The organism is Haoranjiania flava (assembly GCF_025631005.1).
Classification (GTDB): Bacteria; Bacteroidota; Bacteroidia; order Chitinophagales; family Chitinophagaceae; genus Haoranjiania; species Haoranjiania flava.
The window spans coordinates 213,788-227,120 of the sequence record NZ_JAOTPL010000003.1 but is presented as its reverse complement, the minus strand read 5'-3'; the positions used below and the strand labels follow the sequence as shown (position 1 = coordinate 227,120).

The window sequence follows — 13,333 nt, the reverse complement described above, 5'->3', positions numbered from 1 at the left end:
CCGGTTGGCATAGATTCCTAATTTTTATGGTTATTTCATGAATTCAATACTCATTCGCGTTTGGTAGCGGCTAAAGCGAAATGATTATTTCATACCGATTTTATTTTCTGTTGAATAATAATCGTTCTCCTTTATAAGATTCATCAAACACACCATTTCCATAAACGAGATGGCCGTTTACAAAAGTTTTATCAATGGTTGAAGAAAACGTGAAATGTTCCAGCGGGCTCCATTGACATTTATACAAAATATTCTCGGGCAATACTTCTTCTTTCTTATTCATGTTCACCAACACCAGGTCAGCAAAATATCCCTCCCGGATAAAGCCGCGATCTTTTACCTGGAAGCAGGCAGCTACATTGTGCGACATTTTTTCCACTACCTTTTCAAGAGATATCTTTCCTTTGTGTACATAATGAAGCATCAACTGCAATGAATGCTGCACCAGCGGCAGGCCGGCGCTTGCCTGTTCATATGAAGCGTCGCTCTGCATGCATATGGTGCCGCGCGGATCGCGCTTTAAACTTTTCTCGCTAAGCAGGTGCGGTGCATGGTCGGTAGCAATTACATCAATTCTGCCGTCGAGCAGGGCATTCCATATAGCATCCTTATTGGATGCTTCTTTAATGGCGGGATTGCATTTGATCTGGTAATGAAAATCTTCATAATCATCTGCTGAAAAATGCAGGTGATGTACACAGGCTTCGGCAGTTATTCTTTTATCTTCCAGCGGCAGCATATTGGTAAACAACTGTAACTCTTTTGCTGTGGAGATATGCAATACATGCAGGCGGCTGCCGAATTTTTTAGCGTATTGCACCGCTTTGAAAGATGATTCAAAACATGCTTCCTCATCGCGGATCACCGGATGGTCAGCCGGCTCCAGCTTACCCTTCCGGGCTTTTAGTTTTTCGTAATTGGCCTTGATGACCGATTCTTCTTCGCAATGCGTGGCTATCAGCAACTCGCTTCCTGAAAAAATCTTTTCCAGTGCAAGCGGGTTATTTACCAGCAGGTTGCCTGTAGAAGACCCCATAAAAATTTTCACACCGCAAATCTCGTTTTTCCTGTCATTGGCCTTTAATATTTCTTCAATATTATCATTAGAAGTGCCCAGGTAAAAAGAATAATTTGCCAGTGATGTTTTTTGTGCAGTAAGGTATTTATCATCCAGCAAGACATGGGTAAACGCCGGCGGCATTGTGTTGGGCATTTCCATAAAAGAAGTAACACCGCCTCTTACTGCTGCTTTTGACTCTGTATAAATACTGGCTTTATGAGTAAGGCCCGGCTCGCGAAAATGCACCTGGTCGTCGATCACGCCCGGCAGCAGATGAAGCCCTTCGCCATCAACTTCTTTGACCTTAAAGTTAACGTTAATATTCTGCGAGATTCTTTCAATTCTCTGATTCCTGATCAGCAAATCAGCATTTATTGATTTACCTTCGTTTACGATTTGTATATTTTTTATAATATAATCATTCATATGCGTAAAAATTATTTCTTTAAGCAACTGCTTGGCGTTGTTTTATTGTCAGGCTTCTGCCTTGCTTCCCACGCGCAAACAGACAACATAGAATTACACGATAAACAAACACGATTGATCAATCGTTTAGACATTAAACTCCGCGGCGATTCTGTAATGCAATTTACAACAGTTAAACCTTTTGACCGAAAAAGAATGACTGAAAGAATAGAACTGATAGATTCGCTGGATAAACTGGGCCTGCTGGATGATGTGCTTACCAATGTGGACAGGTATAATATCCGCAGCATGCTGATGAATAACTCCGAATGGACGCAAAATTACTACGACTCCTTTAAGGTGGATAAACCATTCCTGAAAAAACTGTTTCAGACGCCTGCCCATCTTTACGCCGTTGATAAGCGTGAAAAATACAGCCTGGTAATAGATCCGCTGCTGAACCTTCAGTACGGCCGCGCTACCGGTACAACCACATTTGTAAACACCAGGGGCATCAGGATCAGGGGACAGGTAGACAGAAGGTTCGGCTTCTACATTCACCTGAATGACAACCAGGAAAGAGATCCGCTGTATGTGAGGGATTATACGGCTGCACACAGGGCGCTGCCTAATAAAGGCTACTATAAATATTTCGGCAAAAACAGTGATGGCTATGACTTCTGGGACATCCGGGGCGGGCTTACATTTCATGCCGGCAATTACGTGGATTTTCATATAGGCCACGACAGGTTTTTTATTGGCAACGGCTACCGGACTACCTTCCTGAGCGATTTCAGCGCGCCATACCCTTTCCTGAAAATGAATGTACAGGCGGGCAAGTTCAGGTATACTGCTGCAGCGGCGCAAACTATTGCTCCCTACCTGAACAGTGCACGGGATAAAGATTCCACGCTGCCAAGAAACTATATGATGTTTCATTACCTGAGCTGGCAACCTACGGACTGGCTGAATGTAGGTTTCTATGAAAATACTATGTTTAACAGCAAGATCAATGGCGGCATGCAGGTGGGTTTCTTTAACCCGGTGATGTTTAACCGCGCTTATTCCTCGCACATGGGCAATAGCGCCAAATCAAGCATTGGCCTGGATTTCAAGGCAAACTTTGCCAGGCATTACCAGGTGTACGGCCAGTGGCTGATCAATGAATTTCATTTTAACAAAGTACTTAAAACCAACGGCCCATGGGTGAATAAGTTCGGCTGGCAGTTAGGCGGTAAGTACACAGATGCATTCACCATAAAAAATTTAGACCTGCAACTGGAAGGCAACCTGATAAGGCCTTTTACCTACATGGATAAATGGGCGCAGAACAATTACCTGCATTACAACCAGCCATTGGCGCATCCCCTGAGTGCAAATTTTAAGGAGGTGATAGGCATAATCAATTACCAGCCCATACCAAAACTACATCTCAACGCCACGCTGATCGCCTACAAGAAAGGGCTGGATAGCGCTTCTTACAAAACTGCGTATTATTCGCCCAACAATGGCGGTGACCTGTTCAGGAATTACAACGATTTCAGAGAAGCAGAGGAAGGATATAAAGTGGGCCATGGCATTCTCAACACCGCGCTTATAGGCTCTTTCACTGCTTCGTATGAACTGATACAAAATTTATTTTTTGATGTAAATGCCACCATCCGCAACTATAAAGTTGCCGGCCTGCCTGATAACAGGACCAAATGGATCTCTGCCGGGCTCCGCTGGAATATGGCACGCAGGGACAAAGACTTTTTGTGGTAAGCAACTCCGAATGGTCACCTGATATTTACCATATCAAACCCTGCAACACTGATACAGCGGGTCGCAGGGTTAATTGTTTACAATAAAACCAAATACCATTACCTTCACGCTGCATGAACAGGAAAAAATACAAATATCTTTTTTTTGATCTTGACCATACTCTCTGGGATTTTGAAACAAACGCCAAAGAGGCGATGCGATTGGCATTCGGCATCAATCAATTGCATGAAAAAGGCATTGATGATTTTGATGGCTTCTTTGCACGATACAGCCATCACAATGCTATTTTATGGGACAGGTATACCAAAGGCCTCATTAAACAGGAAGAGCTAAGATGGAAAAGAATGTGGCGCGCTATGGTGGAATATAAAATCGGTGATGAGAAACTGGCCAGGAAAATGAGCGAAGACTTCCTGGAAGAACTTCCCAACCAGAAAAATGTATTCCCCTATACCTTTGAAATACTTGACTATCTCAAAGAAAAAAACTATCCGCTATCACTGATCACCAATGGTTTTAATGCCGTCCAGGCAAAGAAGCTGAAAAGCTCAGGGCTTGAAAAATATTTTGATCATGTGATTACTTCCGAACGCAGTAACAGCCTGAAGCCTAAGAAAGAAATATTTGAATACGCCATTACTACCACCTGTTGCGCTACGTGCGACAGCATTATGATAGGCGATAACCTGGATGCTGATATCTCCGGCGCCCTGGGCTGCGGCATGGATGCTGTATTTGTAAACCATATCAATGCCGAGCCTGGTGATATACAGCCTACCTATACCATTACCCACTTAAAAGAATTGGAAGAGATTTTTTAAAACCTCTTCCAATTTTTACTTTACCATCACTTTTGATATCCCGGATCAGAACCTGTATGAAACTGCTGCTGCAAAGTTCCTGGGGTCAATCTGGTTAATGTAGCCACCGCGGAAATAAGAATTTAAACCTACCTGGTCTGTAAGGTTGTTCATATACACTTTCAGATCCCAGTTCCTGATCCTATAGCCCAACTGTGCATTGAGTGTATAATAAGCCGGCATATTGAAAGGCTCCACGCCTGCATTGTTGCCATGCGCATCAGGTTGCAGGCTGTACTCATTTATCGGGCGTTCTCCTACGTAATACGCACCAACACTCATAGACAGCCCGTTGAGCGCTCCTTTATCCACAACATATTGCACCCACCCGTTAGCTGTATGCTTTGGCGCATTCATAGGTGCAGACCCGTTTACATAAGAGGGAGAATTCTTATAGCGTGCATTCAGGTATGCATAGCCAAGCACCACGGTAAGGTTTGGCATCACACGGCCATTCAGTTCAGTCTCAATACCATCGCGCAACAGGTCGCCGGCTTTGTAGTAATAGCCGGTTGCCTGGTTTGTGCCCGGAACATATTCTGTATTGGAAAGATTAGATGTGAAAATGTGGAAATAAGTAAGGTTAAAACGCAGCCTGTTGTCCAGCCAGTCTGACTTAATGCCTCCTTCAATTTGCTCTGTTGTTGACGGCCCGATCTTTTCGCCATTGCTCATTAAGTTTGCTTCACTTCTCAGGCTGGTAGAATTGGTATAAGAGGCAAACAGGTTTACGTTTTCTAATGGCGAAACAATAATGCCTGCGCTCGGGTTCCATGCAGAGCCCCATGTATGCTTATTTGAAGTAAAGCTCTTTGTGATGATTTCGCTGTAACGTAAGCCTAATGCCAGTTTCACGTATTTATTAAATTCTATAACGTCCTGCACCAGTATCCCGAAAGTACTGTAATAAGCCGGCACTTTATTTCCTTCGGTAAAAGCTATTGACTTCCCTGTTTGCAATTGCCCATTATCATCTTTGTACACTACGCGTTCCAGGTCATTTGCATAATCATTGAAAATATTGATTGTGTCAATGTTGGCTGCATTGGCTACGCCGAAAGGAATATTTTTTCCTAACGGGGAAAGTTTGCCGGCATAAGTGGTGGTAAACACGTCAGATATTCTATAGTCGAAACCTGCCTGAGCTGTATGCTTTACCCTGCCTGTATACAGCTCCTGACCTATAAAGTCTACCTGGAAAACTTTATTCTTATCATTGCGCAAACTACGGGACATCCTGCGGGCAAAAGTATTGTATTTATTATCTGCATCTTTTATCAGTGTAGCAGAGGTAGACTGGTTATCTACTTCGTAGAGCGAACTTGCATACAAGGCGCGTACACTGAACTGGTCAGACAGCCGGTGCTCAAGGCGAGCAGTAATACTACCTGTCTTGGTATTGTTGTTGTCTGTGCTCATCCCTAAAAACTTGTTGTAGGGAAGTATATACAATGCATTTTCGCTTTGCAGCGGGTGAAGGTTCACAGCAGATGTCTGCGGCGTACGATTGTCGTTTAAGAAATCTCCTTCCAGGATAATTTTAGTGTCTTCTCCCGGTTTCCAGGCAAAAGAAGGATTAATATACACCCTGTTTGATTTTACATAGCTGCGATAGCTGTCTGCCCTTTCATAAGCGCCGTTGATGCGGAAGGAAACGTTTTTTTTCCTGTCTAAAACCGTTTCTACATCAAAGGTCGGGCGGAACTGTCCCCAGCTTCCTGCGCGTATGCCTATCTCTCCTGCATTGACAAAGTTGGGGGTTTTGGTTACTACATTTATCACACCACCGGCATTACCCAGGTCGGTGATCACACCCTGCGTAATAGCAGCAGCGCCTTTGATCATTTGTATAGACTCCACGCCCTGCATATCTACTACGCCGGAAGCCGTCTGGAACTGACCGTCAATGCGTACGCCATTCTTCAATACAGGTACGCCACGGAAACCACGTGTAGACATAGATTCCTTTACACCTCCGTAACTGCCAAACAATGTAACGCCGGGGATATTGCGCACGGCATCTGTAAGCGTCAATGCACCTTGGTCTTTGATGAGCTTATGGGAAATAATGGAAATGGTTTGTATCTGGTCAGATGGTTTTAAAGGCATGCGCGTAATGGTCTCCAGGCCTTTCGGGCGCCTGTTGCGCTCCCCGAAAACTTCCACATCGTCGAGATGCTCATTTTCTCCTGCCAGCATGATTGTTAATGCAATACTTTTCTGTACACGCAGATCAGCATGCACAACCTCTTTCACATAGCCGCGCATTTCTACTTCTACATGGTACCTTCCTGAATACAATCCGGTAAAAGAAAAATTACCATTATTGTCTGTAAGCGTTTGTTTATTTAATTCCCTGACAGATACCTTTACAGCGCCCATAGGTTCGCCTTCGGCGTTCATAACTTCTCCTGTGATGCTTCTGCCATTTTTCTGAGCTGATAAATTTATACACAACAGCAGGCTCAGCACTGCTAATAAATACCTCTTCATTTCTAGATTTGTTTTTTCTGAGCGCAAATTTGTAGAGATTAAAAAACAATCTGTTTCGAAATCGGGAAAAATTACTTTGAAGAGTTGAGAAGGCTGGGCAAACTATCTTTTTTCATATTTGCACGGTTCACGGAAGTATCTTTTCGTACTTCAGAAGAAGTAGTAATAATTATCACGCCGTTCATACCTTTGGAGCCATAAATAGCCATAGCTTCCGCAGCTTTTAAAATTTTTATTGAAGTAATCTCTTTTTTATTTAAAGCTTTCATTTCCGTGATTGACGCTACTCTTCCGTTAATAAGCACCATTGGCTCGGTGGTTTTTACTGGAGCATATCCTCTCATTCTCACAGACTCATCCTTTCTTTTATTTGATTGGTTCCGGACGCCGCCCACATTTGCCGCTAAAGCATCATCTGATGATTCTCTTTTTTGATATACATCTTTTTGCGGTAAAGCGCCTGTAATACGCGATTTTTTTTGAGTGCTATAACCTACCACAACAACCTCATCCGCTGCATATCTGCCTGGCTGAAGCACAATATCTTTCCCGATGGCAGCAACCGGAATTTCCTTTCGCTCATGTCCAAGGCTGCTGAGCAATAGTGTATCGTTATTATTTATATGAATAGAAAATTCTCCGTTATTATTTGTAAGCACACCCCCACCTGAATTTTTAACCGACACTGAAACGTTAGGCAGTGGATTATTATTATCATCTTTTACCTGAACTTTCAGTTGCCTTCTTTCTGATGAAATCCCGGGAGCCTTACCCTGTAACGATTTTTCAATGAATGTTTCTTCCGGCACTGTCGATAATGCTGCATCTGTAGCCGTTTTTTTTTGCCGCGCGCCTTTTATTGCTATAGCATCTTTTTGATGTGGAATTGCAGTATCAGCATTTTCTGCTATTAAGAGGTTATCTATAGCTTCCGTTGTGTCAATATATTGTTTGGTAAGGGCTGGCGCCTGGTCAGATATTGCCATATTTTCTTTCCGGCCGTGATTAAATACAAGATATACTGCGCCAATAACACATAGCAGCACGCTGGCAGCTAATGTGTACTTCCACCATTTTGTTGATTTATTTACAGGAACAATTCCTGCTGCAGGAGACAATAAAATTTTTTCTTTTATTTCTTTTAAATGAGCTTCGGTTACAGGATTTAAATTGTTTTCATAGCCTTCCATCGAGTCAGACAAAAACCGATCTTCCAGCGCGTACGCCTCTATATCGTGCATTTCTTTTGCCGACATTTGGCCGCTGAAATATCTTTCAATATCTTCTTGCGTATAGTTCTTATGAGGCTTTTTACTCATTATTTTTTTCCATGCATATTTTTAAATTTCTTCTTCCGTTCTGTATCAGGCTTCTTACTTTATTCCATTCATGCCCGGTTTTGTCTGCTACTTCTTGATAGCTTTTGCTTTGCAGGTAAAACAGTTCTATGCTCTGCTTTTGCTCTTCCGGGAGTTTTTTTATACAATCTTCCAGCAGTTTAAAAATTGCTTCCTTATCATTCTCATCATCATGATGCAAAAAATTACCCGATTGCATAAACGTTTCCGGCTCATCATGATCTACGGGCATTTTTTTATCTGTTCTTAATTGCATTAAGCAATGGTTTCTAACAAAAACATATAGCCAGCTTTTAAAGCTGCGAATTTGTTGCCCGGGCAACTTCTGCAATAGCTCCGTGTATATATTCATTACCGCATCTTTCGCCGCTTCTGCACCTGGCAAATATTTAAGCGCCACACCATACACCAGCTCGTAATAACGCAAATACAATTCTGCCAAAACATTCTGATCATGATTTTGTTTGAATGTTTGCAGCAATTCTTCATCCGACAACGAGGAAGATTCTGATATGTTTCTGAGTACAGCCAACCTGGTTCAAAATTAAGTGCAATATTTTTTCTAAAAAACTTTTTAAGGATTATGTAATCATGGGTTTTCATGCATCTACTTATAAAATCAATAAATATTTTTAACATGAAATAGCCATAAAGATTAAGAATCTATACCAACCGGGAATGAGTATTAAATTTAAAAAATTGGTTATTCCATGTGACAACTGAAAAACAAATAAAATATATACACATGAAATAGCCATAAGCAAGGTTGCATACCAACCGCGGATGAATAAAGGCTATTCCATGTGGCAACTGAAAAAACAAATAAATATATACACATGAAATAGCCATAAGCAAAGTTGCATACCAACCGCGAATGAATAAAGGCTATTCCATGTGACCATTAAAAACAGCCGCAAAGCGGCGCACTAAAATATATACACATGAAAAATATCATCATCTTTAGCGCATTCTTACTATTCGCCTGCCCTTTACTTGCCCAGGAACTAAAGAAATATCATGGAAAAGTAATTGACAGCGCAAAAAATCCTATAGTAAGCGCCAGCATAATTATAAAAAACAGTAAAAAAGGAACTACTACAGACCGCCTTGGAAACTTTTCCATACTTGCCAAATCAACTGATGTATTAGTGATCTCCTCCGTAGGCTACCAAACCAGGGAGGTAAAAGTGTCCGGCTTGCACAACCCTGTTATACTATCAACTGTTGCCGAAGCACGGCTTAACGATGTTGTTTTGGTTGGCTATGGCATACAAAAAAAAGCCGATATCACCGGCGCAAGCCCGCATATTTCAATCAGGGGCACAAATAATATTGGCTACTATGGCGTAATGCCTTCTAAACCTTATAACTACAATACAGAAGGCTATGCGGCTACTGATGAGAACGAGTTTAAAAGCGTGAAAAACAACCCGCTTTCCACCTTCTCCTTAGATGTAGATGCAGCTTCTTATGGCAATGTGCGCAGGTTTATCAACCAGGGCATGATGCCTCCTGATGGCTCCGTAAGAGTGGAAGAGATGATCAACTACTTTAGTTACAATTATCCGAAACCTACTGGCAAGAAGCCTTTCGGCGTTTATACAGAATATGCCGCCGCACCCTGGAACCTTGATCATGGGCTGATGATGGTAAGCCTGCAAGCAAAAAAGATACCTGCTGAAAAGCTGCCTGCATCTAACCTGGTGTTTTTAATTGACGTGAGTGGAAGCATGTACCCGGCCAATAAACTTCCGCTGGTGCAGGCATCCATGAAACTACTGACAGAGCAGTTGCGCGCAATAGATAAGGTAACCATTGTAACCTATGCAGGCAATACATCGGTGCTTATGCCGGCAACATCAGGCGAAGAAAAAATAAAGATCAAAGACGCCATCGATCGACTGACTGCAGGTGGCTCTACGCATGGATCCGCAGCTATAGAGCTGGCATATAAATCTGCACAGGAAAACTTTATCAAAGGCGGCAACAACAGGATCATACTTTGTACAGACGGAGACTTTAATGTAGGCCAGACAAGCGATGCAGCATTGGAAAAACTGATCGAAGAGAAAAGAAAAAGCGGTGTGTTCCTTACGATCCTGGGCTATGGCATGGGCAACTATAAAGACGATAAAATGCAGATCCTCGCCCAGAAAGGCAATGGCAACCATGCATACATAGACGGTATTACCGAAGCGCGCAAGGTACTTATCAACGAATTCGGCGGCACATTGTTTACCGTTGCCAAAGATGTAAAATTTCAACTGGAGTTTAATCCGGCACAGGTGCAGGGGTACAGGCTGGTGGGCTATGAAACAAGGTTATTGAACAATGAAGACTTTAACGATGATGCCAAAGATGCGGGTGAAATCGGCAGCGGCCACACGGTGACTGCATTCTACGAAATAATTCCCGCAGGAGTGAAAACCGGTTTGCTGAAAGATGTTGATGCTTTAAAATATCAAAACAAAAACACACCAAAAAATAATTCTGCAGAGCTGGCTACTGTAAAGCTACGCTACAAGGAACCCGATGGCAATAAAAGCCAACTGATCACGGAAAGTATTTCCTCTGTAAAGAAAGCTCTGGGTAATGCATCTGAAAATTTTCGCTTTGCCAGCGCAGTTGCGGGTTTCGGGCAGATACTTTCCAACTCAAAGTTCAAAGGCGATTACTCGTTTACCAAAGCATTTGAGCAGGCTAAAAATGCTCTCGGCAAAGATGAGGAAGGCTACAGGTACGAATTTACCCAACTCATACAAAAATCTGAGAAATTAAACAGCAAGGAAATGCCCAAAGGGGTACACGGTATAGATTAGAATAAACTTTTAAATTCCGGTTGCAAAGTATGCAAACTACTGCATGCTTTGCAACTTTTTTATGAAAGCCTATTGCCCTGATCAGGCAGACGTACAGCGATGTAGCTCTTTCGCCATTCGATGTAGCCTTTTATGCACATGCCCGTAAAGAATACGGAAAGCGCTGCGTAAAAATAAAGATGCCTGTCTACCTGCAACCAGATACTACAACCATTCAATACAAACCAGTATATCCACGCAGATAAGACTTTACGCGCCTCGAGCACCGTAGCGCTTACGCCAAATACCGTCATAGCAGTATCTATGTAAGGCCGCGGAGAATCTGTATACATATCCATTAAATGCCCCACGCCGATAGTGATAATCGTACAAAGTAAAATATTAACCAGGTGTGCCTTAATGCCATATTCAACCACAGGCGGCGACTCCGTATTCTGTAATTTATTCCTGTTCCAGTAATACCATCCGTACAAACCCGCGAGTATGTAATACACATTCAGCACAGCCTCCAGGTATAATTTGGTTTCAAAATAAATAAACACTGTAATCAGTGAGCTTAGAATACCAAAGATCCAGCACCAGATATTTTCTTTAATGATCAGCACCAGGTAAAGCACACCGCAAATAACGCCGGCGACCTCTAACCAATTCTTCCATAAAAAACTAAATACTTCCTGCAACGCCATGCTTGTGGTTTGTGATTTCAATTGAGCAGCGAATATAAGTATTTACACAAAAAACACTATTTTTGTTTGCCATAAACATTTAAAACAAGCTGTAACAAACACTATGTCACATAATTTATTACAAGGTAAGAAAGGTATTATTTTCGGCGCGCTCAATGACCAGTCCATTGCCTGGAAAGTAGCATTGAAATGCCACGAGCAAGGCGCCGGGATAGTGCTTACCAATGCACCCATCGCTCTGAGAATGGGGGAAATAAACAAACTGGCCGAAGCCATCAACGCTCCCGTTATCGGTGCTGATGTCACCAACCTCTCCGACATCAACAATCTGATTGAAAAGTCTGTAGAGCACTTTGGCGGTAAAATAGATTTTATACTGCACAGCGTAGGCATGAGTATGAACATGCGCAAAGGCAACCCATACACAGACTTGAATTATGATTTTACTTTAAAAACAATGGACATTTCTTCTATCAGCTTTCATAAAGTAATGCAGGCTGCTTACCAGAAAGATGCCATGAACGACTGGGGCAGCATTGCGGCGCTTACTTACATTGCTGCACAACGCGTATTTCCTGACTACAGCGAAATGGCTGATGCCAAAGCGCTGCTCGAAAGCATTGCAAGAAGCTGGGGATACCACTTCGGCATTAAAAACAAAGTGCGCGTAAACACTATTTCCCAATCACCCACCAGGACTACTGCAGGCGGCGGCGTTAAAGGCTTTGACGGCTTTATGGACTTTGCCGAAAAGATGAGCCCGCTGGGTAATGCAGATGCAGATGCATGCGCAGATTACGTGGTAACGCTCTTCAGCGACCTTACCAGATATGTCACCATGCAAAACCTTTTCCACGATGGCGGCTACAGCAGCACGGGTGTTACCCAGACTGTGATTCAGCAAATGGAAAAGCAATAAAAAAATTCTTTAAAACAATTTATACAAGGACGGCACACGCTGTCCCTTTTTTTAATCAGCGTTTAAACGCGGGATGATAATTTTCCAAAGTTCTTTTAAGAAAGTGCTTATCTATATGGGTGTAGATCTCTGTGGTGGTAATGCTTTCATGCCCCAGCATTTCCTGTACCGCCCGCAGGTCTGCGCCGCCCTCTATCAGGTGTGTGGCAAATGAATGGCGGAAAGTATGCGGCGAAACATTTTTTTTAATTCCTGCTGCCAATGCCAGATCTTTGATCAGCGTGAATACATACACGCGCGAAAGGTTCTTGCCGTTCTTATTCAGGAATACATAATCTTCATAACCCTTAGCCGCCTTCGCCTGCTTTCGAGTGGTTTCCATGTAAAGCTGAATTTGCCTGCTGGCTGCAGCGCCGATCGGTACAAGCCGCTGCTTATCCCCTTTGCCGGTGACCTTGATAAAATCTATGTCCAGGTACAGCCAACTGAATTGCAGGTTTACTACTTCGCTTACACGCAATCCTGAGCTATACATTACTTCCAGGATGGCCTTGTTTCTTTCGCCGTCAGGCCGGCTCCTGTCTACCTGGCTGATCATGGATTCAATCTCCTCAAAACTAAGCACGTCGGGCAATGTGCGCTGTATCTTAGGCAATTCAAGCAATACAGCCGGATCGGTGTCTATGATCTTTTCCAGCACACAATATTTAAAAAAACTTCTGATGCCCGAAATGGTGCGTGCCTGGCTTTTGGCATTCATGCCGGAAGAAGCTATATGATGTATAAAGCCCTGAAGCAAAGTGTGATCAACTTTATCAAGCGATGCAGCGCCGCTTTTCTCCTGCAAATAAGCTGTAAGCTTGCGCACATCGCGCAGGTAAGATTCCACCGAGTTTGCACTCAATGATTTTTCCAACTGCAGGAAAGACTTGTATCCGTTTATCTCAGATTGCCACATGAAAGAAATTA

At 42.9% G+C, this 13,333-nt stretch carries 10 protein-coding genes; 4 read left to right on the top strand and 6 right to left on the bottom strand.

Annotation, left to right across the window (positions count from 1 at the left end):
* Nucleotides 1–100 precede the first annotated feature (100 nt).
* Nucleotides 101–1,486 (bottom strand): dihydroorotase, encoded by a 1,386-nt coding sequence (locus tag OD355_RS03820; RefSeq protein WP_263037128.1) that lies wholly within the window; start codon nucleotides 1,484–1,486, stop codon nucleotides 101–103.
* Between OD355_RS03820 and OD355_RS03815 the strand changes: the two genes are divergently transcribed.
* On the top strand, nucleotides 1,487–3,229 hold the full coding sequence (locus OD355_RS03815) for a hypothetical protein (RefSeq protein WP_263037127.1): 1,743 nt from the start codon (nucleotides 1,487–1,489) through the stop codon (nucleotides 3,227–3,229).
* Nucleotides 3,230–3,342: 113 nt separating this feature from the next.
* A complete protein-coding gene (locus tag OD355_RS03810) occupies nucleotides 3,343–4,050 on the top strand; it encodes a YjjG family noncanonical pyrimidine nucleotidase (protein ID WP_263037126.1) in 708 nt (235 codons plus the stop codon).
* 45 nt (nucleotides 4,051–4,095) lie between these two features.
* Here the strand turns inward: OD355_RS03810 and OD355_RS03805 are convergent, their stop codons facing one another.
* From OD355_RS03805 to OD355_RS03795, 3 genes are all read right to left on the bottom strand, one after another.
* Nucleotides 4,096–6,582: a TonB-dependent receptor gene (locus OD355_RS03805; RefSeq protein ID WP_263037125.1), complete on the bottom strand. Its 2,487-nt coding sequence runs from the start codon at nucleotides 6,580–6,582 to the stop codon at nucleotides 4,096–4,098.
* Nucleotides 6,583–6,653: 71 nt separating this feature from the next.
* The gene (locus tag OD355_RS03800) at nucleotides 6,654–7,901 is read right to left on the bottom strand and encodes a carboxypeptidase-like regulatory domain-containing protein (RefSeq protein ID WP_263037124.1); all 1,248 of its coding nucleotides are present in this window, start codon (nucleotides 7,899–7,901) and stop codon (nucleotides 6,654–6,656) included.
* Nucleotides 7,894–8,472: an RNA polymerase sigma factor gene (locus tag OD355_RS03795; RefSeq protein ID WP_263037123.1), complete on the bottom strand. Its 579-nt coding sequence runs from the start codon at nucleotides 8,470–8,472 to the stop codon at nucleotides 7,894–7,896. The genes OD355_RS03800 and OD355_RS03795 overlap by 8 nt, the downstream gene beginning before the upstream one ends.
* 409 nt (nucleotides 8,473–8,881) lie before the next feature.
* Between OD355_RS03795 and OD355_RS03790 the strand changes: the two genes are divergently transcribed.
* Nucleotides 8,882–10,759 (top strand): vWA domain-containing protein, encoded by a 1,878-nt coding sequence (locus OD355_RS03790; protein WP_263037122.1) that lies wholly within the window; start codon nucleotides 8,882–8,884, stop codon nucleotides 10,757–10,759.
* Nucleotides 10,760–10,818: 59 nt separating this feature from the next.
* Here the strand turns inward: OD355_RS03790 and pnuC are convergent, their stop codons facing one another.
* Nucleotides 10,819–11,445, bottom strand: coding sequence for a nicotinamide riboside transporter PnuC (gene pnuC / locus OD355_RS03785; protein WP_263037121.1), 627 nt, complete (start codon nucleotides 11,443–11,445; stop codon nucleotides 10,819–10,821).
* Nucleotides 11,446–11,548: 103 nt separating this feature from the next.
* On the opposite strand from pnuC, the gene OD355_RS03780 reads away from it, so the two are divergent.
* Nucleotides 11,549–12,364: an enoyl-ACP reductase FabI gene (locus tag OD355_RS03780; protein WP_263037120.1), complete on the top strand. Its 816-nt coding sequence runs from the start codon at nucleotides 11,549–11,551 to the stop codon at nucleotides 12,362–12,364.
* Nucleotides 12,365–12,419: 55 nt separating this feature from the next.
* Here OD355_RS03780 and xerD read toward each other — a convergent pair whose 3' ends face one another.
* Nucleotides 12,420–13,322, bottom strand: coding sequence for a site-specific tyrosine recombinase XerD (gene xerD, locus OD355_RS03775; protein ID WP_263037119.1), 903 nt, complete (start codon nucleotides 13,320–13,322; stop codon nucleotides 12,420–12,422).
* Nucleotides 13,323–13,333: the final 11 nt, after the last annotated feature.